Origin of the sequence: Streptomyces sp. NPDC005485 (assembly GCF_040606085.1) — a bacterium.
Classification (GTDB): domain Bacteria; phylum Actinomycetota; class Actinomycetes; order Streptomycetales; family Streptomycetaceae; genus Streptomyces.
This window is the reverse complement of record NZ_JBEXDZ010000057.1, coordinates 1-19146: the sequence shown is the minus strand read 5'-3', so window position 1 is coordinate 19146 and position 19146 is coordinate 1. Positions and strand designations below refer to the sequence as shown.

The following is a 19146-nucleotide window of genomic DNA, read 5'->3' as shown; positions in this document are numbered from 1 at the left end:
GCCCATATAGGTCCGTACTAAGTAACTGCTGCACGCCCCCTTCCCGGCTCCCGGGCGCCGTGGCATGCTCACCGCCGACGCAGATCTGAACGTCGTTCACATCCATGGAAATACACCTCCTTGGAAAGGGCGTGCGGGCATGACCGGGAAGTACAGACACGGGGACGAGCACCGGGGCGCGGGTATCGGCAGACGCGGCCTGCTCGGCGGCGCCATAGCCGTGGCGGCCGCCGCCGCGACCGGCGGCACGGCGACGGCCGCCACGCGGACCGAGAGACCCGAGCCCGGGGCGGCGGGACAAGTCCCCGCCCTCTGGCACGAGTTCGCCCGCACCCCCTTCACTCACCCGCAGATCCCCTATGTCGGCCGGGCCGGTTACCGCGGCGGGGCGGCGCGCTTCCCCCGCCGCCCCGCCGTCGCCGACGTCCGCGCCCACGGAGCCGTCGCGGACGGCACGACGGACTGCGCCCCCGCGATCAACCGTGCCATCGCTGCCGCCGGAAGGGCCGGCGGTGGCACGGTTCTCATCCCGCCCGGCACCTACCGCATCGACGGCCTGATCCGCATCGGATACGACAACGTCGTCCTGCGCGGCGCCGGAAGCGCCCGCACCACGCTGCACGCGACCCGCAGCCTCACCGAGCTGATCGGCGTCTACGGCTCCCGCTACGGCGGCGACAAGTCCTCCTGGTCCTGGGCGGGCGGCCTCATCTGGCTGGCCCCGAACGCCCGTTGGGACTCCCTGACCACCGCCATCAAGGCGAAGGCATGGCCCTTCGAGGGCTGGACCGGCAACAAGCGCGACGAGTGGGAGACGCTCACGGCACTCGGCCCGGCCACCCGAGGCTCGTGGTCGGTGACCGTCGCCGACGCCTCACGGCTGAAGGCGGGCCGGCTCGTCCTGCTCCGTCTCGCGGACGACGCGGACCACACCCTCCTGGAGCACATGGCGGGCGGCGGCCCGGGCCCCGAGGCGTACTACTGGGACGACAAGACGAAGCTCACGAGTTACGTCCCCTACGAGTGGCCGGTGCGCATCGCGCGCGTGCAGGGCAAAAAGGTCACCCTCGAACGTCCGCTGCCGCTCGACGTGCGCCCCGAGTGGGACCCGCGCCTGACCACCCACGTCGAACCCCTGACCGGCTCCGGCGTCGAGGGCCTCACCCTGGAGGCCGTCGAGACCCCGCAGTCCCCGCACCTCCTCGACAAGGGCTACAACGGAGTCGCGCTCCAGTGCGCGTACGACTGCTGGGTGGACGACGTCACCGTCCGGCACGTCGACAACGGCTTCGGACTCGTGGCCGCCTCCTCCTGCACCCTGCGTCGCACCCGCGTGGCCGGCCGCGGCTCCCACCACCCGTACTTCTGCCGCGAGGGCTCGCACGACAACCTCGTCGAGGACTTCACCATCGAGCAGCGCACGGTCCCCACCCCCGCCGGAACCCAGCTCCACGGCATCAACGTGGAGGGCCTGTCCTCCCACAACGTCTGGTCGCGCGGCGACATGCGGATGGGCACCTTCGACTCGCACCGCGGGATGCCGTTCGCCAACGTCCGCACGGACATCACCGTCGACAACAACGGCCGGCACGGCGGGGACGCCAGCGCGGGGCCGCTGTTCGGCGCCCGCTTCACCCACTGGAACGTCCGTGTCACCAACGGCCGCGCGGGCCTGATGAAGATCGACGGCCTCGCGCCCTGGTCCGCCACCGTCGGCCTCAACGAGGTGACGGAGTTCGACCAGATCGACGTCCCCGACTTCTCCGGCGACCTCCACGCGCGCGTGGAGCTCTACGGCACCACGGACGTCGTACGGCCGCGCAATCTGTACGAGGCTCAGCGGGAGCTGAGCCGGTAGCGCCCGGGGGACACCCCGACCAACCGCTTGAAGTGCCGCGTCAGATGGGACTGGTCGTAGAAACCGGTCGTGGCGGCCACCTCGCCGGGGCGGCCGCCCTCCAGCAGCAGCCGTCGGGCGCGGTCCACCCGCCGTGACATCAGGTACTGGTGCGGCGCGATCCCGAACGCGCCGCTGAACGCCCGCACCAGGTGGGCGGGGTGGGCGTGCAGGAGCAGGGCCGCCTCGTCCAGGCCGATGCCGTCCACGACACGCTCGTCGAGGAGTTCGCGCAGCCGGTGGGCGACGCCGTGGTCGGGGCGCGCGGCCGCGCGGACGGCGCCGGGCCGCAGGTGCCCGCGCAGCCGCTCCCCGATCAGCGTCAGCCTGCTCTCGGCCTCCAGCTCGTCCCCGGGAAGGGCGAGCGCGGTGTGCAACCGGCCGACCCGCTGCCGCAGGACAGGGTCCCGCAGGTCGGGCCCGTCCACGGCGGCTCCGATGAGGTCCTCGCCGAGGTGCGTGCCATCGAGGTAGAGGACCCGCTTGCGGAAGCCGTCCTCGGTCGCCGGGGAGCCGTTGTGCGGCACGTGCGGCGGCAGCAGCGACACCGTGTCGTGCGGCGTGCCGTGCTCATGCCGGTCCAGGTCGTACCGTACGGCGCCGTCGTCGACGATCAGCAGCGTCCACGCCTCGTGGACGTGCATCGGGTACGCGTACTGCGTGAAGTGGGCGTGGAAGACCTCCACGACGCCCGGAACGCGCGGGCGCCAGGCGGAGACCTCGCGCTGAGCGGCCATGCAAAGAACGTACAAGACGGTGTCGTACGACGTTCGGCAGTCTCAGCTCATGAGCACCCCGACGCCCGCACCCCTTCGCTTCGACACCAAGATCGCCGTCCTGCTCCGCGAGGACCTGGAGCCCTGGCAGCGACTCAATGTGACCGCTTTTCTCGTCAGCGGCCTCGGGACAGCCGTCCCCGAGGTGATCGGCGAGCCGTACGAGGACGCCGACGGCGTCTCCTACCTCTCGATGTTCCGCCAGCCGGTCGTCGTCCTGCAGGCCACGAAGGAGACGCTGAAGGCTGCCCACAGCCGGGCCCTGTCCCGGGCCGTGCCGCGCGCCGTGTTCACGTCCGACCTGTTCACCACCGGCAACGACCGCGACAACCGGGCGGCCGTACGGGCCGTCCCGACCGGGGAGCTGGACCTGGTCGGGCTCGCCGTGTACGGGCCGCGGAACGCGGTGGACAAGGTGGTGAAGGGCTCACGGATGCATCCCTGAGCCCGTCAGACGGCGCTGACCTCGGGCTTCGCGGCCGCGGGCGCCTCGACGGCCGGCTCCTCCACCGGCAGCCCCCGCATCAGCAGCCCGTAGCCGAGTCCCGCCGCCGTACCGACGACCGCGCACAGACCCCACAGCCACTCGGCCCCGAACCGGTCGATGACGAGGCCGGACATCAGGGGGGCGACGAGCGCGGCGAGGGACCAGGAGAGGGTGTACATGCCCTGGTAGCGGCCGCGGCCGTGGACGGGGGAGAGGCGGACGACCAGTCCGGTCTGGGTCGGGGCGTTGACGATCTCCGCCAGCGTCCACACGCACACCGTGAGGGCGAAGACGCCGACCGACCCGGCGAAGGCGGTGAGACCGAAGCCGTAGCCCGCGAGGATCGACGAGATCACGAGCAGGCGGCGCGGATCCCGGTGCTCGATGAACCGGGTGACCGGGATCTGCAGGGCGACGATGAGGATGCCGTTCACCGCGATCGCGAGGCCGTAGTCGGCCGGGGTGAAGCCGGCCGTGCCCATGGCGACGGGCAGACCGACCGAGCCCTGCTGGAAGACGACGGCGACCAGGAAGGACAGGCCGACGACGCTCATGAAGCGGCCGTCGCGCAGCACGGTGCCCAGGCCGACCTCTTCGGCGGCCTTCTCCGTCGCCGTGCGCACCGGCCGCGACTCCGGCAGCTTCAGGAAGACGACGACCGCGCAGACCAGGGTCATGCCCGCCTCGATCATGAACCCGGCCAGATAGCTGAACTCGGCGATGAACCCGGCCGCCATGGAGGAGATCGCGAACCCGAGGTTGATCGCCCAGTAGTTGAGGGAGAACGCGCGGACGCGGTCCTCGGGGCGGACGATGTCGGCCATCATCGCCTGCACGGCGGGCCGGGAGGCGTTCGACGCCATGCCCACCACGAAGGCGACGGCCGCGATCGAGACCGGGTCGTGCATGAAGCCGAGCACGGCCACCGAGACGGCGGTGGACGACTGCGCGATGAGCAGCGTCGGCCGCCGGCCGAGCCTGTCGGTCATCACACCCGCGCCGAGCGAGGAGACGACGCCGCCCAGGCCGTGGAGGGAGGCGACGAGGCCGGCGTACGAGGCGGAGTACCCGCGGTCGAGGGTCAGGTAGAGCGCCATGAACGTGGCGACGAACGCGCCCAGCCGGTTGACGAGGGTGCTGGTCCACAGCCACCAGAACTCGCGAGGGAGCCCGGAAACGGTCTCGCGGGCGGCGCGTCTCAGCGAGACGAGTGACATACGGGACCCCCACGGTCAGGCAGTTGTGTAAGTGGCTCAAGCGCTGAGCACAACTTACGAGGGGTCGGTACTGGAGAGCCACTCAATTAACAGATGCCGTCAACTGTCCGGTCCTCGGGCGGACGCGCGAGCGATCAGCGGGGTCCATTACGCTCGACCTCATGGCCGACGCACCGTACAAGCTGATCCTCCTCCGCCACGGCGAGAGCGAATGGAACGCGAAGAACCTGTTCACCGGCTGGGTGGACGTCAATCTCAACGAGAAGGGCGAGAAGGAGGCAGTCCGCGGCGGTGAGCTGCTCAAGGACGCCGGCCTGCTGCCCGACGTGGTCCACACGTCCCTCCAGAAGCGCGCGATCCGCACGGCCCAGCTCTCGCTGGAGTCCGCCGACCGCCACTGGATCCCCGTCCACCGCAGCTGGCGCCTGAACGAGCGCCACTACGGCGCCCTCCAGGGCAAGGACAAGGCGCAGACCCTCGCCGAGTTCGGCGAGGAGCAGTTCATGCTGTGGCGCCGCTCGTACGACACCCCGCCGCCCGCCCTTGAGGACGGCACGGAGTTCTCCCAGTCCGAGGACGCGCGCTACGCGTCGATCCCGCCGGAGCTGCGCCCGCGCACGGAGTGCCTCAAGGACGTCGTCGTCCGCATGCTTCCGTACTGGTACGACGGCATCGTCCCCGACCTCCTGGCCGGCCGTACGGTCCTGGTCGCGGCCCACGGCAACAGCCTCCGCGCCCTCGTCAAGCACCTCGACGGCATCTCCGACGCCGACATCGCGGGCCTGAACATCCCCACCGGCATCCCCCTCTCCTACGAGCTGGACGCCGACTTCAAGCCCCTCAACCCCGGCGGCACCTACCTCGACCCGGACGCCGCGGCGGCGGCGATCGAGGCGGTCAAGAACCAGGGCAAGAAAAAGTAGCCTTTGTGATCATGCCCCCGACCTGCGCTCATGGCGCGGAGCGGGGGCATTTTCGCGGTCTACCAGATTCCGTTGGAGCAGCCCTTCTCGCTGGTGCTCGTGAGGATGACGCAGACGCGGGAACCGGTGTTGGCGCCGTTCCAGTGCCAGCCTGTCTCCCGTTGGTCACCGCTCTGCAGGAAGTAGTAGTCCGAGACCTTCGTCCAGTTGTACTGCAGGCTGCCGTCGTCGTTGTAGCGCTTGCGCTCCAGCCAGGCCTGGCAGGCGCCGCCGTTGGACGCGGTGAACTGTCCCTTGATGTCGGAGTTCGCGCCGCCCTGGCTGAGGGTGTTGGCGCGGCAGAATTCGGCCGTTCCGATGTGAATGGAAACGGCGTAGTCCCCGGCCTTGGTGATGGTCGCGTTCGCCGAGGTGGTCGTCGCGCCCATGAGCAACGCGGCGGTGGCGAGCGTGAACACGATCTGCTTCTTCATGGGCGGTCTCCGACCACAGCTGCTCGAGGGGTGAGGGCGCCCGGGTGGAGGTCCGATCGCTCCTGGGCAATGATCAGGCCTGCACAGAAGCGACATCGTGGCATGCGCTCGAAGCAACGTCCATACCGGGCACGGCTGTTGACGGCCGGCTTGCGGGATCATGGAGGCATGGTCACCATTCATCTCAAGTACGAGATCGACGCCGACAAGGTTGCGGACTTCGAGGAGTACGGGCGGCGGTGGGTGCGGCTCGTGAACCGGTTCGGTGGGACGCACCACGGCTACTTCCTGCCGAGCGAGGGCGACAGTGACATCGCCTACGCGCTGTTCTCGTTTCCCAGCCTGGCCGCGTACGAGCAGTACCGCACGGACAGCATGGCCGACCCGGAGTGCCAGGAAGCGTTCGAGCTGGCTCGCGAGACCCGCTGCATCAAGCGCTACGAACGCCGCTTCCTGCGGCCGCTCGACGTCCCGGCCGAGGCCGGGGAAGGGAACTCGTGAGCCCCTGCTTCGCATTCGCCCAGCTCGTCGACGAGTTGACCGCCACTGCGCCCCCGTGACCGGCCGGACGTAGAGCCGAGTACGGCAGGGTCAGCCGTGCCACACCGTGCGGATGCGGTCGGCGTGTTCGGCCGCCTGGCGCAGGCCCGCGCGGGCCGCGCCGGGGATGCGGGAGGCGTCCAGGGGGTCGCGGCCGAAGGCGCGGCGGGCCTCCCGGTCGGGGGTGAGGGCGGTGGCCAGTGCGCCGCCCGCCGTGAGGGAGGCGACATGGTCGCAGACGTCCGGACTGGCGCCCGGGCTCTTGGGGATCGGGGCCAGTACGACGACCCGGCGGCAGTCGGTCACGAGGTCGGCGTTGGTCGTGGAGCGTGCGCCCCCGTCGATCCAGCGGCCCGCCCCGATCGTGATCGGCGGGTACAGCGGCGGCAGTGCGCAGCTGGCCGCCATCGCCCGCACCAGATCGACCCCGCTGCCGGCGTCGAAGCCGGCCGCCTTGCCGGTGAGCGCGTCCACGGAGAACATCCGTACGGTCCGCTCGGGCCACTCCGGAACCGGCAGTTGGGAGCGCATCGCGTCGAAGACCACCGTCTCCGGCACGCCCCGCATGCTCAGCGCGAGCCTGCCCAGCCGCTTGACCACGGTCTCCGGATCGCGTGAACCGAGCGCCGCCCACAGGTACTTGACCGTCATGGCGAGGGTGAAGTCGACCTCCAGCATGGCGCGCTTCCGGCTGACCTGAACCCCGTACAGGTCAGCCGGTGCCGCTCCGTCGGCCAGTTCCACCGCGAGCAGCGAACCGGCGGAGGTGCCGGCGAGCACGTCCGCGCCGCTGAGGTCCACCCCGGCCTCGGCCAGCCCCGCCAGTACGCCGACCTGCCACGCGTACGCGGTCAGCCCGCCCCCGCCCAACACCAGCGCCGTGTCCGCCATGCCCACCCTCCCCGGTAACGGGGACTGCTCCCCGCTTTCCGGGTCGACGCTACCAGGTAACCGGGGAGCACTCCACGTTTCCGCCCGCTCGGTCTCAGACCGACAGCGGTACCGGGTGGATCTCGTCGGCCTTGTGGCCCGCGCGTTCGTGGATGCGCTGAACCGCTTCGGCCGAGGGCGCCTCGGACAGGCAGTAGACAGTGCCGGAGGCGGGATCCGCCCAGGCCTTCTCGAAGTGCACGCCCTCTTGCTTCTCGATGGCGAGGTCGGCCTGGTGCGCGTGCATGAGCTGCTCGGCCGTGATGCCCGCCATTCCGTGGTGGACGTCCATGAACTGCGTCATGGTCTCCCCACCTCCTTCCGTACGGCCTCGGCTGGTCCGTCCTCTCCATGCTGCGCCCGTACGGCCGTACCGGCGAACGGGAGAACGGGCCGCGCGCCACGAAGGGCCCCGGCGCGGTGCCGGGGCCCTTCGTGGTCGTACGGAACGGGACGTACGAGATGTGGCGTACGAGATGTGGCGTACGAGATGTGACGTACGAGATGTGACGTACGGGGTGTGCGACGGCGTGGGCCGTCAGCCGCACTGGCACGGGTTGCCGGACTGGCAACCGCAGCCGCAGCCCGAGCCGCAGCCGCAGGCGCCGAAGAGCGGGAGGCTCTTGATCTCGGCGGGCTGCTGCGACTCGCGTTCCTGCGTCGGATCGGTCGTGGTGGGGGATTCGGCCATGGGTCCCTCCTCGAAGGCGGATGCCTGCGACCAGTGCATGCCCAGATCCTCGGGCGCATCAACGGCGCACGGAGGCTCGCCCGCGCCCCCGGGGGCGTGCGGTCAGGCCCCCTCCGCCCCCGTCACCGGCTGGATGTCGGGCTGGATGTCGTCCGCGTGCTCACCGGTCACGAGGAAGACGACGCGCTTGGCGACGGACACCGCGTGGTCGGCGAAGCGCTCGTAGTAGCGGCCGAGCAGGGTGACGTCGACCGCCGTCTCGATGCCGTGCTTCCACTTGTCGTCCAGCAGGTGCTGGAAGAGGGTGCGGTGCAGCAGGTCCATCTCGTCGTCGTCCTGCTCCAGCTGGAGAGCGAGGTCGACGTCCTTGGTGATGATGACCTCGGCGGCCTTCGCCATCAGGCGCTGGGCGAGCTGGCCCATCTCCAGGACGGTGGCGTGCAGGTCGTGCGGGATCGCGCGCTCCGGGAAGCGCAGCCGGGCCAGCTTCGCGACGTGCTGGGCCAGGTCGCCCGAACGCTCCAGGTCGGCCGACATGCGCAGCGACGTCACGACGATCCGCAGGTCCGTCGCCACCGGCTGCTGGCGCGCCAGCAGGGCTATCGCCCGGGCCTCCAGGTCGTGCTGAAGGTCGTCGACCTTGTCGTCGGCCGCGATGACGCTCTCGGCCAGCTTCAGGTCGGAGTCGAGGATGGCCGTCGTGGCGCGCCCGATCGCCGACCCGACGAGCCGGGCCATCTCGACCAGGCCCTCGCCGATCGAGTCAAGTTCCTCGTGGTACGCGTCCCGCATCAGGATGTCCCTCTCATACGTGTGCCTCGGGGGGTTCCGGGGAGCCACGGACTGGCGTAAAACCGGCCCTGTGAACCCCACGCTCCCACGTTCCGGCCTGTACGCGTCCGTTTCCGGCATCCCAAATGAACCATCCCTAGCTCCCAGGTGAACTCTGGGCGACGAGTGTTCGAGGTCGCACCCGGATGGCTGTGGCCAGGAGCGACGACATGCCTAACCTGGATGCATGGACGTGAACGCGGCGGTCGCCGCAGCGGCAGCGATCGCCGGAGTGCTCACCGGTGTCATCGCCATGCTGGCGTTCCGCTGGAGCGAACGCGACCAGAAACGCCCCACCCGCACCTCTCTGCACACGGACCCGGTGCTTCCGCCGGGCGTCGACACGGTGCTCTCCGTGCTCCGGTCCTCGGCCGTCGTCCTCGACGAGGCCGACGCCGTGGTCAAGGCCAGCTCCGCCGCGTACGCCCTCGGGCTGGTCCGCGGCGGGAAGCTCGCCGTCGAGCCCATGGTCAAGATGGCCCGCGACACCCGCCGCGACGGGGAGATACGGCAGGTCGAGCTGGACCTGCCGCGGCGCGGCACCGGCCGCGGGGAGGCCCTCGCCGTCTCCGCGCGCGTCGCCCCGCTCGGCTCCCGGCTCGTGCTCCTGCTCGTCGAGGACCTCACCGAGGCCCGGCGCATCGAGGCCGTACGACGCGACTTCGTCGCCAATGTGAGCCACGAGCTGAAGACCCCCGTCGGCGCGCTCTCCCTCCTCTCCGAGGCCGTCATGGACGCCTCGGACGACCCCGAGGCCGTGGAGCGCTTCGCCGGACGCATGCAGATAGAGGCCACCCGGCTCACCAACCTCGTCCAGGAGCTCATCGACCTGTCGAGGGTGCAGAACGACGACCCCCTTGAGGACGCCGAACCGGTGCGCGTCGACGAACTGGTCGCCGAGGCGATCGACCGGTGCCGCCACCAGGCAGGCACCAAGCAGATCACCATGGCCGCCGGAGGCCCCGCCGACCTGAGCCTCTGGGGGAACAGGGGCCAGCTGGCCGCCGCCCTCGGAAACCTCGTCGAGAACGCCGTCAACTACTCGCCCGCCCGCACCAGGGTGGGCATAGCCGCGCGCCGCGTGACGGCGCCCGGCGGAGACCTGATCGAGATCGCCGTGACCGACCAGGGCATCGGCATCTCGGACAAGGACAAGGAGCGCGTCTTCGAGCGCTTCTACCGCGTCGACCCGGCCCGTTCCCGCCAGACCGGCGGTACGGGTCTGGGTCTCGCGATCGTCAAGCACGTGGCCGCCTCGCACGGCGGGGAGGTCACGGTGTGGAGCTCCGAGGGACAGGGCTCCACGTTCACCCTGCGGCTGCCGGAGGCGAGTGCGGCCCGCGACCGCGTGACCGACCACATCCCCGGACTCGACGAAGACGACGAGACCGGGCACCACCTCGCACAGCCCGACGGGACGACCACCGTCACATCCCCGTATGAACCGCTCCCTGCCCCGGAGGTCCTTCCGTGACCCGTGTGCTCGTCGTCGAGGACGAGGAGTCCTTCTCCGACGCCCTGTCGTACATGCTTCGCAAGGAGGGCTTCGAGGTCGCCATCGCGACCACCGGGCCCGACGGGCTGGACGAGTTCGAGCGCAACGGCGCCGACCTCGTCCTGCTCGACCTGATGCTGCCGGGCCTGCCCGGCACGGAGGTCTGCCGCCAGCTGCGCGGCCGCTCCAACGTCCCGGTGATCATGGTGACCGCCAAGGACAGTGAGATCGACAAGGTCGTGGGCCTCGAAATAGGAGCCGACGACTACGTCACCAAGCCCTTCTCCTCGCGCGAACTGGTCGCCCGAATCCGGGCCGTCCTGCGCCGCCGCGGGGAGCCGGAGGAGGTCACCCCGGCCGCGCTGGAGGCCGGCCCGGTCCGTATGGACGTCGACCGTCACGTGGTCACCGTCTCCGGCTCCAAGGTCGACCTTCCCCTCAAGGAGTTCGACCTCCTGGAGATGCTGCTGCGCAACGCGGGCCGCGTGCTCACCCGTATGCAGCTCATCGACCGGGTCTGGGGCGCCGACTACGTCGGTGACACCAAGACCCTCGATGTCCACGTGAAGCGGCTGCGCGCCAAGATCGAGCCGGACCCCGGTGCCCCGCGGTACCTGGTGACGGTGCGTGGTCTCGGATACAAGTTCGAGCCGTAAGCCGGCCCACCAATCCTCACGCGCGCGTGCGGCACGACGGCACGACGAAGGGCGGCACCCCTGGAGGGGTACCGCCCTTCGTGCATGCGTACGTCTGGACTTCTGTACGGCTACGTCACTGAGCGGCGGACTCCGTGGCGGTGGCGGTGGCGGAGGAGGTCGCCGTGGCCGTCGCGCTCGACGACGCCGCGTCGGTCGGCGTACCCGACGCCGAACCCGACGGCTTCGGGCTCGCGGACTCGGACGGCTGCGTCGGCAGCTCGGTCGGGCCCCATGTCTTGAAGTAGCGGTCGGAGGGCACGACGAAGGCCCGCAGGCTCACGTCACCGGCCTCGCTGAAGCCGAAGGTGACCTTCTGCGCGTTGCCGTCCTTGACGGCCTCACGGCTGCTGGGGAGCACCGCGGAGGCGTTGTCCTTGCCACCGATGACGATGGAGCCGCCGGCCGGGACGACCAGCTTGCCCTTGCCCTTGGCGGGGTGGAGCTCGGCGGTCTTGCCGGTGCCGGCGATGGTGATGGAGTCCAGCGTCTGCGCGGTGGTGCCGTTGTTGAACACGGTCGCGGTGATCACGGCCGGGCCCGTCGACTCCAGGTCCGGCTGCGTGATCACGGAGACGTTCTGGAGCTTGATGGCGCCGACGGTGACCGCGGCGTTGTCCGGCTTCACCTCAAGCGTCTGGGCGTCGTTTCCGGCGGCGCACGCGGCGAGCGAGGCGATCGAGAACGCGATGGCGGCGGCGGCGAGAGCGCCGCGTCGAAGGCTGCTGCTCACGGCGGCGGCAACTCCTAGAACGTGGGCGGTACGGGGTCCGGGCGGCCGTACGGCTGTAAAGCCGCCCTAAGGGTCTGTCAGCGGCCTTAGGTTACCGAGCCGTTCCCGCACCGCTGCACCCGACCCGCCCCTAGGGGGCTTCTGACGGATCTTCGCGGCGTCGCGACGCCCGGCACGCACTCTCGCCGCACCGGACGAAAGCCCTAGTGGCTCCGCTACGAGGACATCCGCCCGGCACGCCGAGAGCACGCACCGAACGCCGCTCCTTCTTCCGCGCTGATCCGTCAGAAGCCCCCTGAGCGACCCCGGTGAAGTTCAGGGACGCCTCCACGGGCTCGGACCCGCTTGTACGGACCACGTCGCGCCGTCCCGGTGAAGTGTTCACCGCGCACTTCCCACATCGCCCATCAGCCACTTCGGCCTCTTGTCCGTCCGCCATTCACATAAGCGCCGACAGTCAACTTCGGCCTGCGGATTTTCCGGTAAGGATGCGTAAGGGCGCGTAAGGAATGCATGGCGGTCCGGAAAATTGATCATCAACGGCCGTGATCAATTCCGGATTCGTCTCGTACCCGGCTCCGGTCACCGAACGGAGTAGCGGAAGTCGCACTCCTGGAGTGGGACAAAAGTGGACGTTCAGGCGCTGGTCAGAGGCTTCTGGTGTGTGTAACGTACGCGTTTCTCGTCGCCCGGAGAGCTGCTCCGACCTGCGAATACCCCCTTCCGCTCCCGCTCCGAAGCACGTTCCTGTTGCGGTTGTCAAGCCCCGAGATATGCCCTGACCTGCGAAAACGCCATTCAGAACACGCAGTTTCCGTGTTACCCTGGATAGCCACGGAAGGGGTACCTGTCACATGACGTTCAAGGTTGGCGACACCGTGGTCTATCCCCATCACGGGGCCGCGCTGATCGAGGCCATCGAAACTCGCCAGATCAAAGGCGTGGACAAGACCTACTTGGTGCTGAAGGTCGCCCAGGGCGACCTGACGGTGCGTGTGCCAGCGGACAATGCGGAGTTCGTCGGCGTACGTGATGTGGTCGGTCAGGACGGGCTGGACCGGGTCTTCGAGGTGCTGCGCGCGCCGTACGCCGAGGAGCCCACGAACTGGTCGCGTCGTTACAAGGCAAATCTGGAGAAGCTCGCCTCCGGCGATGTCATCAAGGTCGCGGAAGTCGTGCGTGACCTGTGGCGTCGTGAGCGCGAGCGCGGACTCTCCGCAGGTGAGAAGCGCATGCTGGCCAAGGCGCGCCAGATCCTGGTGAGCGAGCTGGCCCTCGCGGAGAACACGAACGAGGACAAGGCCGAGGCTCTTCTCGACGAGGTTCTCGCGTCCTGACGCAGGCCCACGAGGGTGCGAGCCCACGGAGACCGGCGCGATGACGCAATGAAATGCCGCGGTGCCCGATGACGCATTAGCTGTCGCCGGGCGCTGCGGCATGTTCGTATCCGGAAGTGGCCGGACGCGTACCGGCCCGGATACGTTCGCACACGTACCGGGAGACGGGCGGCTCGGCTTGACCGGATGGTCACGGAAGGGTCCCCGGTCAAGGCCCAGCGCCCGTTCGGTGAGGCCATACCCACGCAGCCCGAGTACACAAACCTGACAGGAACCGATGTCTGACGAATCGCGCCCTTCGCCTGCGGGGGCTCGCACCGCGGCCGTGATTCCGGCCGCCGGACGAGGCGTGCGCCTCGGTCCGGGCGCCCCCAAAGCGCTCCGCGCGCTGAATGGCACCCCCATGCTCATCCACGCGGTGCGCGCCATGGCCGCGTCCCGCGCGGTCTCCCTGGTCGTCGTCGTGGCCCCGCCCGACGGAGCGGCCGAGGTCAAATCACTGCTCGACGCCCACGCGCTGCCCGAGCGCACCGACTTCCTCGTGGTCCCCGGCGGGGAGTCGCGCCAGGAGTCCGTGAAGCTCGGCCTCGACGCACTGCCGCCCGGCCACGACATCGTGCTGGTGCACGACGCCGCCCGGCCGCTGGTGCCGGTCGACACGGTGGACGCCGTCATCGAGGCCGTACGGGACGGGGCACCCGCCGTCGTCCCGGCGCTGCCCCTCGCGGACACCGTCAAGCAGGTCGAGCCCGCGGCGGTCCCGGGCGGGCCCGAGCCCGTCGTGGCGACACCGGAGCGGGCGCGGCTGCGGGCCGTGCAGACCCCGCAGGGCTTCGACCGCGACACGCTCGTGCGCGCCCACGCGACGGTGACCGACAACGTCACCGACGACGCGAGCATGGTCGAGCAGCTCGGCCTCCAGGTCGTCGTCGTGCCCGGGCACGAGGAGGCCTTCAAGGTCACCCGCCCGCTGGACCTCGTCCTCGCGGAGGCGGTCCTCGCCCGCAGGAGGCTCAACGATGGCTTCTGAGCCGCGGGTGGCGTTGCCGCAGGTCGGCATCGGCACCGACATCCACGCCTTCGAGGAGGGCCGCGAGCTGTGGTGCGCGGGCCTGAAGTGGGAGGGCGAGGGACCGGGCCTCGCCGGGCACTCCGACGCGGACGTCGTCGCGCACGCCGCCTGCAACGCGCTGTTCTCCGCCGCCGGACTCGGTGACCTCGGGCAGCACTTCGGCACCGGGCGGCCCGAGTGGGCCGGGGCGCCGGGGGTCGCGCTCCTCGCCGAGGCCGCCCGTATCGTCCGCGAGGCCGGCTTCACCATCGGCAACGTCGCCGTCCAGGTGGTCGGACCCCGCCCCAAGATCGGCAAGCGTCGTGACGAGGCGCAGAAGGTCCTCTCCGATGCGGCCGGGGCGCCGGTCTCGGTCTCCGGCGCCACGACCGACGGGCTCGGTTTCCCGGGGCGCGACGAGGGGTTGATGGCAGTCGCCACGGCGCTGGTGGTGCGGCTCGACTGAGCCTCGGGGTTTCTCGCCCTGAAACGGCGGACGGGCCCACGGCGATCACGAATGCGTTCCTCTTGTACCGGAAGGGGCATGGTGCACTACCCGGGGGCCACTACCCTGGTGTGGTGACCATTCGCCTGTACGACACCAGCGCCCGGCAGATTCGTGACTTCTCCCCGCTCACACCGGGTTGTGTCTCGATCTACCTCTGTGGCGCCACTGTCCAGGCGGCACCGCACATCGGGCACGTCCGCTCGTATCTCAACTTCGACATCCTGCGCCGCTGGTTCACCCACCGCGGCTACGACGTCACGTTCATCCGCAACGTCACGGACATCGACGACAAGATCATCAACAAGTCGACCGAGCAGGGCCGCCCCTGGTGGTCGATCGGCTACGAGAACGAGCGGGCCTTCAACGACGGCTACCACGCCCTCGGATGCCTCCCGCCCACGTACGAACCGCGCGCCACCGGCCACGTCCCCGAGATGATCGAGATGATGCGCGGCCTCATCGAACGCGGTCACGCGTACGAGGCCGACGGCAGCGTCTACTTCGACGTGCGGTCCTTCCCCGGCTACCTCGCGCTGTCCAACCAGGACATCGACGACCTGCGCCAGCCCGACGAGGGCGTCGCAGGCAAGCGCGACCCGCGTGACTTCGCCATGTGGAAGGCGTCCAAGCCCGGCGAGCCCGACTGGGAGACGCCGTGGGGCCGCGGCCGCCCCGGCTGGCACCTCGAATGCTCCGCCATGGCCCACAAGTACCTGGGCAGTGCCTTCGACATCCACGGCGGCGGACTCGACCTGATCTTCCCGCACCACGAGAACGAGATCGCCCAGGCCAAGGCGTACGGCGACGAGTTCGCCAGGTACTGGCTGCACAACGCCTGGGTCACCATGAGCGGCGAGAAGATGTCGAAGTCCCTCGGGAACTCGGTCCTCGTCAGCGAGATGGTCAAGCACTGGCGGCCCATCGTGCTGCGGTACTACCTCGGCACCCCGCACTACCGCTCGATGATCGAGTACAGCGAAGAGGCCCTGCGCGAGGCCGAGTCGGCGTTCGCGCGCATCGAGGGCTTCGTGCAGCGCGTCGTCGAGAAGGCCGGGGGAGCCGTCGAGCCCTCGGCCGAGGTGCCGCCCGCCTTCGCAGAGGCCATGGACGACGACCTGGGCGTCCCGCAGGCGCTCGCCGTCATCCACACCACGGTCCGCCAGGGCAACAGCGCCCTGGCGGCCGACGACAAGGAAGCCGCCGTGGCACGGCTGGCGGAGGTCCGAGCCATGCTCGGCATCCTCGGCCTCGACCCGCTCGACCCCCAGTGGGCCGACGGGAGCGACCGCGGCGAGGACCTGCACGGCGTCGTCGACACCCTCGTACGCCTGGTGCTCCAGCAGCGCGAGGCGGCCCGCGGCCGCAAGGACTGGGCCACCGCCGACGCCATCCGCGACCAGCTCAACCAGTCGGGCCTCGTCATCGAGGACGGCCCGCAGGGACCGCGCTGGACGCTCGGGCCGCGCTAGCGGTTCACCGCCTGATGTGCCGCCCGGCGTTCCGGGCGGCACACTGGCACTGACGTACGTATTCACGCGTGCGTCCGCACAGGTACATATCGACGCTCAACACAGAACAGGTAGGTCATGGCCGCTAACAACCGCCGCATGTCCGGCAAGAAGGGCGCGCAGGTCGGCAGTGGCGGCCAGCGACGCAAGGGCCTGGAGGGCAAGGGCCCGACCCCGCCCGCCGAGATGCGCAAGAAGCACAAGGCGAACCGCATCGCGAACGCCAAGGCGAAGCAGGCCGCGCGCCGCCCCGCGCCCCGCGGCCGCGGCGGCAAGGGCACGTCCGAGATGGTCGTCGGGCGCAACCCCGTCGTCGAGGCGCTGCGCGAGGGCGTGCCCGCGGTGACGCTGTACGTGCAGCAGTTCATCGACAACGACGAGCGGGTGCGCGAGGCGCTCCAGCTCGTCGGCCAGCGCGGCGGCATCCACCTCATGGAGGCCCCGCGCCCCGAGCTGGACCGCATGACCAACGGACTCAACCACCAGGGCCTGGTCCTCCAGGTCCCGCCGTACGAGTACGCGCACCCCGAGGACCTCGTCGCCGCCGCGTTCGACGCGGGCGAGGACCCGCTGATCGTCGCCCTCGACGGGGTGACCGACCCGCGCAACCTCGGCGCCGTCGTCCGCTCCGTCTCCGCGTTCGGCGGCCACGGCGTCGTCGTACCCGAGCGGCGCGCCGCCGGCATGACCGCCGGCGCCTGGAAGTCGTCCGCCGGTACGGCGGCCCGCACGCCCGTCGCACGCTGCACCAACCTCACGCGCGCCCTGGAGGCGTACAAGAAGGCCGGTGTCACCATCGTCGGCCTCGCCGCGGACGGCGAGTCCGAGATCGGCGAACTGGCCGCCCTGGGCGGCCCGGTCGTCATCGTCGTCGGCAGCGAGGGCAAGGGCCTGTCCCGACTCGTGGGCGAAACCTGCGACTTCCGGGTGCGGATTCCGATGCCCGGTGGCGCGGAGTCGCTGAACGCCGGTGTCGCGGCCGGGGTTGTGTTGTACGAGGCGTCGCGTCGTCGCGTCTGAGGTGCTGCGGGCGGCCGCCGGAGGCCGACGGACGGAGTCCGGCGCAGCCGTCCCGAAGCCGCGGAGCGTGCGAGGGCGGCCGGCAGGAGGGGCCCTGCGACTTCCGGGTGCGGATTCCGATGCCCGGTGGCGCGGAGTCGCTGAACGCCGGTGTCGCGGCGGGAGTTGTGCTGTACGAGGCGTCGCGGCGCCGCGTCTGAGCAGGGGTTCAGGGCGTACCCTCGTGGGGCGATCGGGATGTTCGGGATGTTCGGAACGACCTTGACGCGGTCCGGACAGATCCGCCCGGTCAAAGCAGTGTCCTAAACACACGTCACTCGGTTAGATGAGTGTGGACACCAGAACACCCCGCACACCCACGGGGGACCTCTCGTCGGGATTCGACGACGCTCCCGCGCTGAGCATGGTGAAGGTGCCGAGCGATCCGGCGCAGGTCATCGTCAATCATGCGAGCTTCCGCGTGCAGCTAGCCGCCACGCCGCGGAGCCAGTCCCCGCGCATCTCAAGGCACTTGAGCTCCACCGAGGACGCCGCGCGCGTCCCCGTCGCCGGTACGGCCGGCAGAGCGGGCGCCCCCGGTGCCGGTGCGCGGCGGCGCGCACCCGTCGTCTGGAGCGGCAAGTCCGCGCCCGACGACACCGGCGCCCACCGCCTGCTGCAAGCCGTGCGGGGCACCAGCCTGCGCCACGGCGAGCCCCCGACCGGTGACGCCGGGGCGACCCAGGTCATCCCGCGCATCGGCGTCGACGACGTGTCCGACGAGACGGTGGAGACGCCCGTCGTCGGCAGCCAGCGCCCACCCGCCTCCGGCGAGACCCGGCTGCTGCCGCACATGCGCAGCGTGGACAGCACGTACGACGAACCCGGGTTCGTGGACGGGGAGTTCGCGGACGACGACCTCGTCGAGGACGGCGAGGAGGCGCCCGCCAAGCGACACGGCTCGGACCCCGTCCGGCACGCCTACTACCCCGGCCGCCGGATGAACCTCGGCGTCGTCCTGCTCCCGCTGAGGGTCTTCCTCGGCTTCATCTCCATCTACGCCGGCATGGGCAAGCTCTGCGACCCCGTCTACTTCGACGGCGGCAAGCGCGGCTCCATGATGAAGTGGCTCAACACCCTGCACCCGTGGGAAGTCGCCGAGCCACTGCGGCAGTTCGCGCTCCAGCACCCCGTCGGCGCCGGCCTCGTCATCGCCTTCCTCCAGGTCATCGTCGGCGTCCTGACCGTGCTCGGCCTCTGGCAGCGGGTCGCCGCCGTGGTCGGCGCGCTGCTCTCCGCCGCGCTCATCGTCACCGTCAGCTGGAAGACGGTCCCCGCCTACGACGCGCCCGACATCATCTACCTCGCCGCCTGGTCGCCGCTGATCATCGCGGGCGCCCCCGTCTACTCCATCGACGGACGCCTCGCCGGCGAGGCCTGGCGCACCCTCGGACCGCGCGCCGAGATCTGGGAGCTGCGCCGACGCGTACTGCGCCGCGGCGCGCTCGTCGCGGCCATCGTCGTCGGGCTCACGCTGCTCATCGGCTCGCTGCTCGGCGGAGCCGTCCGCGACGCCGACCGGGTCGTCGTCCCGGGACCGGGCGAGGCCCCGCGCAACGAACTGCCGGGCTCCCCGCTGCCGGAGACCCCCGGCAAGCGCCACCACAAGGCCTCCCCGTCGGCCTCCGAGGCGCCCACCCAGGGCAGCACCTCCTCGGCCCCGTCGGACGCGACGACCACACCGGGCGCGGCCCGGGAGACCGGCGGCACGGCCACCAGTGGTCCCAGCCAGACCCAGGGCACCAACCAGGCACCGCCGCAGCAGTCGTCGCCGGCCCAGCAGGCGCCCAGCACGACGGCGGGGCCGACGTCCTCCGGGGGCACGGGTGGCACGTCCACCGGTGGCTCGTCCGGCGGCAGCAGCTCCTCCGGCCAGCCCGGCCTCGTGGGCGGCCTGCTCGGTTAGCCGGCGTCGGGCAGTACGGACCAGCTGACAACGCTGTACTCCAGCATGTACCGGCTGTACCTGTACCCCAACTCGGGCTTCGAGAAGGT

The 19146-nt window shown here is 70.5% G+C and carries 21 protein-coding genes and 1 pseudogene; 14 read left to right on the top strand and 8 right to left on the bottom strand.

Annotation, left to right across the window (positions count from 1 at the left end):
* Positions 1-139 precede the first annotated feature (139 nt).
* A complete protein-coding gene (locus ABZS97_RS20505; protein ID WP_356139701.1) occupies positions 140-1858 on the top strand; it encodes a glycosyl hydrolase family 28-related protein in 1719 nt (572 codons plus the stop codon).
* On the opposite strand, the gene ABZS97_RS20500 is transcribed toward ABZS97_RS20505, so the two are convergent.
* The gene (locus tag ABZS97_RS20500; RefSeq protein WP_356139700.1) at positions 1837-2634 is read right to left on the bottom strand and encodes an AraC family transcriptional regulator; all 798 of its coding nucleotides are present in this window, start codon (positions 2632-2634) and stop codon (positions 1837-1839) included. The genes ABZS97_RS20505 and ABZS97_RS20500 overlap by 22 nt on opposite strands.
* 49 nt (positions 2635-2683) lie before the next feature.
* Between ABZS97_RS20500 and ABZS97_RS20495 the strand changes: the two genes are divergently transcribed.
* Entirely contained in the window at positions 2684-3118 is a 435-nt protein-coding gene (locus tag ABZS97_RS20495; RefSeq protein WP_356139699.1) for a DUF2000 domain-containing protein, read from the top strand.
* Between the two features lie 5 nt (positions 3119-3123).
* Here the strand turns inward: ABZS97_RS20495 and ABZS97_RS20490 are convergent, their stop codons facing one another.
* Positions 3124-4377, bottom strand: a complete 1254-nt coding sequence (locus tag ABZS97_RS20490; RefSeq protein WP_356139698.1) for an MFS transporter — start codon at positions 4375-4377, stop codon at positions 3124-3126.
* Between the two features lie 161 nt (positions 4378-4538).
* Between ABZS97_RS20490 and ABZS97_RS20485 the strand changes: the two genes are divergently transcribed.
* Complete coding sequence (locus tag ABZS97_RS20485) at positions 4539-5300, top strand: phosphoglyceromutase (protein ID WP_356139697.1); 762 nt, start codon at positions 4539-4541, stop codon at positions 5298-5300.
* Between the two features lie 59 nt (positions 5301-5359).
* Here ABZS97_RS20485 and ABZS97_RS20480 read toward each other — a convergent pair whose 3' ends face one another.
* Positions 5360-5773 (bottom strand): hypothetical protein, encoded by a 414-nt coding sequence (locus ABZS97_RS20480; protein ID WP_356139696.1) that lies wholly within the window; start codon positions 5771-5773, stop codon positions 5360-5362.
* Between the two features lie 168 nt (positions 5774-5941).
* Between ABZS97_RS20480 and ABZS97_RS20475 the strand changes: the two genes are divergently transcribed.
* Positions 5942-6274 carry an NIPSNAP family protein gene (locus tag ABZS97_RS20475; protein ID WP_356139695.1) on the top strand — a complete coding sequence of 111 codons (333 nt, stop codon included), beginning with the start codon at positions 5942-5944 and terminating at the stop codon, positions 6272-6274.
* Between the two features lie 90 nt (positions 6275-6364).
* Here the strand turns inward: ABZS97_RS20475 and ABZS97_RS20470 are convergent, their stop codons facing one another.
* Both ABZS97_RS20470 and ABZS97_RS20465 read right to left on the bottom strand, forming a co-directional pair.
* Positions 6365-7204, bottom strand: coding sequence for a patatin-like phospholipase family protein (locus ABZS97_RS20470; protein WP_356139694.1), 840 nt, complete (start codon positions 7202-7204; stop codon positions 6365-6367).
* A gap of 94 nt (positions 7205-7298) precedes the next feature.
* Positions 7299-7547, bottom strand: coding sequence for an SCO4226 family nickel-binding protein (locus ABZS97_RS20465; protein WP_356139693.1), 249 nt, complete (start codon positions 7545-7547; stop codon positions 7299-7301).
* 47 nt (positions 7548-7594) lie between these two features.
* On the opposite strand from ABZS97_RS20465, the gene ABZS97_RS20460 reads away from it, so the two are divergent.
* Positions 7595-7753 (top strand): hypothetical protein, encoded by a 159-nt coding sequence (locus ABZS97_RS20460; RefSeq protein WP_356139692.1) that lies wholly within the window; start codon positions 7595-7597, stop codon positions 7751-7753.
* Between the two features lie 28 nt (positions 7754-7781).
* On the opposite strand, the gene ABZS97_RS20455 is transcribed toward ABZS97_RS20460, so the two are convergent.
* Together ABZS97_RS20455 and phoU are read right to left on the bottom strand one after the other, a co-directional pair.
* Positions 7782-7934 (bottom strand): hypothetical protein, encoded by a 153-nt coding sequence (locus ABZS97_RS20455; RefSeq protein ID WP_356139691.1) that lies wholly within the window; start codon positions 7932-7934, stop codon positions 7782-7784.
* Between the two features lie 102 nt (positions 7935-8036).
* On the bottom strand, positions 8037-8726 hold the full coding sequence (gene phoU, locus ABZS97_RS20450; protein WP_356139690.1) for a phosphate signaling complex protein PhoU: 690 nt from the start codon (positions 8724-8726) through the stop codon (positions 8037-8039).
* A 226-nt stretch (positions 8727-8952) separates the two neighbouring features.
* Between phoU and ABZS97_RS20445 the strand changes: the two genes are divergently transcribed.
* Both ABZS97_RS20445 and ABZS97_RS20440 read left to right on the top strand, forming a co-directional pair.
* Positions 8953-10239 (top strand): ATP-binding protein, encoded by a 1287-nt coding sequence (locus ABZS97_RS20445; RefSeq protein ID WP_356139689.1) that lies wholly within the window; start codon positions 8953-8955, stop codon positions 10237-10239.
* Positions 10236-10916, top strand: a complete 681-nt coding sequence (locus tag ABZS97_RS20440; protein ID WP_009340348.1) for a response regulator transcription factor — start codon at positions 10236-10238, stop codon at positions 10914-10916. Before ABZS97_RS20445 ends, ABZS97_RS20440 begins: the two co-directional genes overlap by 4 nt.
* Positions 10917-11031: 115 nt before the next feature.
* Here the strand turns inward: ABZS97_RS20440 and ABZS97_RS20435 are convergent, their stop codons facing one another.
* On the bottom strand, positions 11032-11688 hold the full coding sequence (locus ABZS97_RS20435) for a DUF461 domain-containing protein (protein ID WP_356139688.1): 657 nt from the start codon (positions 11686-11688) through the stop codon (positions 11032-11034).
* Positions 11689-12542: 854 nt separating this feature from the next.
* Here ABZS97_RS20435 and ABZS97_RS20430 point away from each other — a divergent pair.
* The 7 genes and pseudogenes from ABZS97_RS20430 (at position 12543) to ABZS97_RS20400 (ending at position 19057) form a co-directional block, all read left to right on the top strand.
* Positions 12543-13025 carry a CarD family transcriptional regulator gene (locus tag ABZS97_RS20430; protein WP_003953493.1) on the top strand — a complete coding sequence of 161 codons (483 nt, stop codon included), beginning with the start codon at positions 12543-12545 and terminating at the stop codon, positions 13023-13025.
* A gap of 277 nt (positions 13026-13302) precedes the next feature.
* Complete coding sequence (gene ispD, locus ABZS97_RS20425; RefSeq protein WP_356139687.1) at positions 13303-14055, top strand: 2-C-methyl-D-erythritol 4-phosphate cytidylyltransferase; 753 nt, start codon at positions 13303-13305, stop codon at positions 14053-14055.
* Complete coding sequence (gene ispF, locus ABZS97_RS20420) at positions 14045-14542, top strand: 2-C-methyl-D-erythritol 2,4-cyclodiphosphate synthase (RefSeq protein WP_356139686.1); 498 nt, start codon at positions 14045-14047, stop codon at positions 14540-14542. The genes ispD and ispF overlap by 11 nt, the downstream gene beginning before the upstream one ends.
* Before the next feature lie 113 nt (positions 14543-14655).
* Positions 14656-16053 (top strand): cysteine--tRNA ligase, encoded by a 1398-nt coding sequence (gene cysS, locus ABZS97_RS20415; RefSeq protein WP_356139685.1) that lies wholly within the window; start codon positions 14656-14658, stop codon positions 16051-16053.
* 117 nt (positions 16054-16170) lie between these two features.
* Positions 16171-17112 (top strand): 23S rRNA (guanosine(2251)-2'-O)-methyltransferase RlmB, encoded by a 942-nt coding sequence (rlmB, locus tag ABZS97_RS20410; RefSeq protein ID WP_356139684.1) that lies wholly within the window; start codon positions 16171-16173, stop codon positions 17110-17112.
* Positions 17113-17207: 95 nt separating this feature from the next.
* Positions 17208-17312: pseudogene (locus ABZS97_RS20405) on the top strand (TrmH family RNA methyltransferase); the annotation flags it as partial.
* A gap of 125 nt (positions 17313-17437) precedes the next feature.
* A complete protein-coding gene (locus ABZS97_RS20400) occupies positions 17438-19057 on the top strand; it encodes a DoxX family membrane protein (RefSeq protein ID WP_356139683.1) in 1620 nt (539 codons plus the stop codon).
* The last annotated feature ends 89 nt before the right edge of the window (positions 19058-19146 follow it).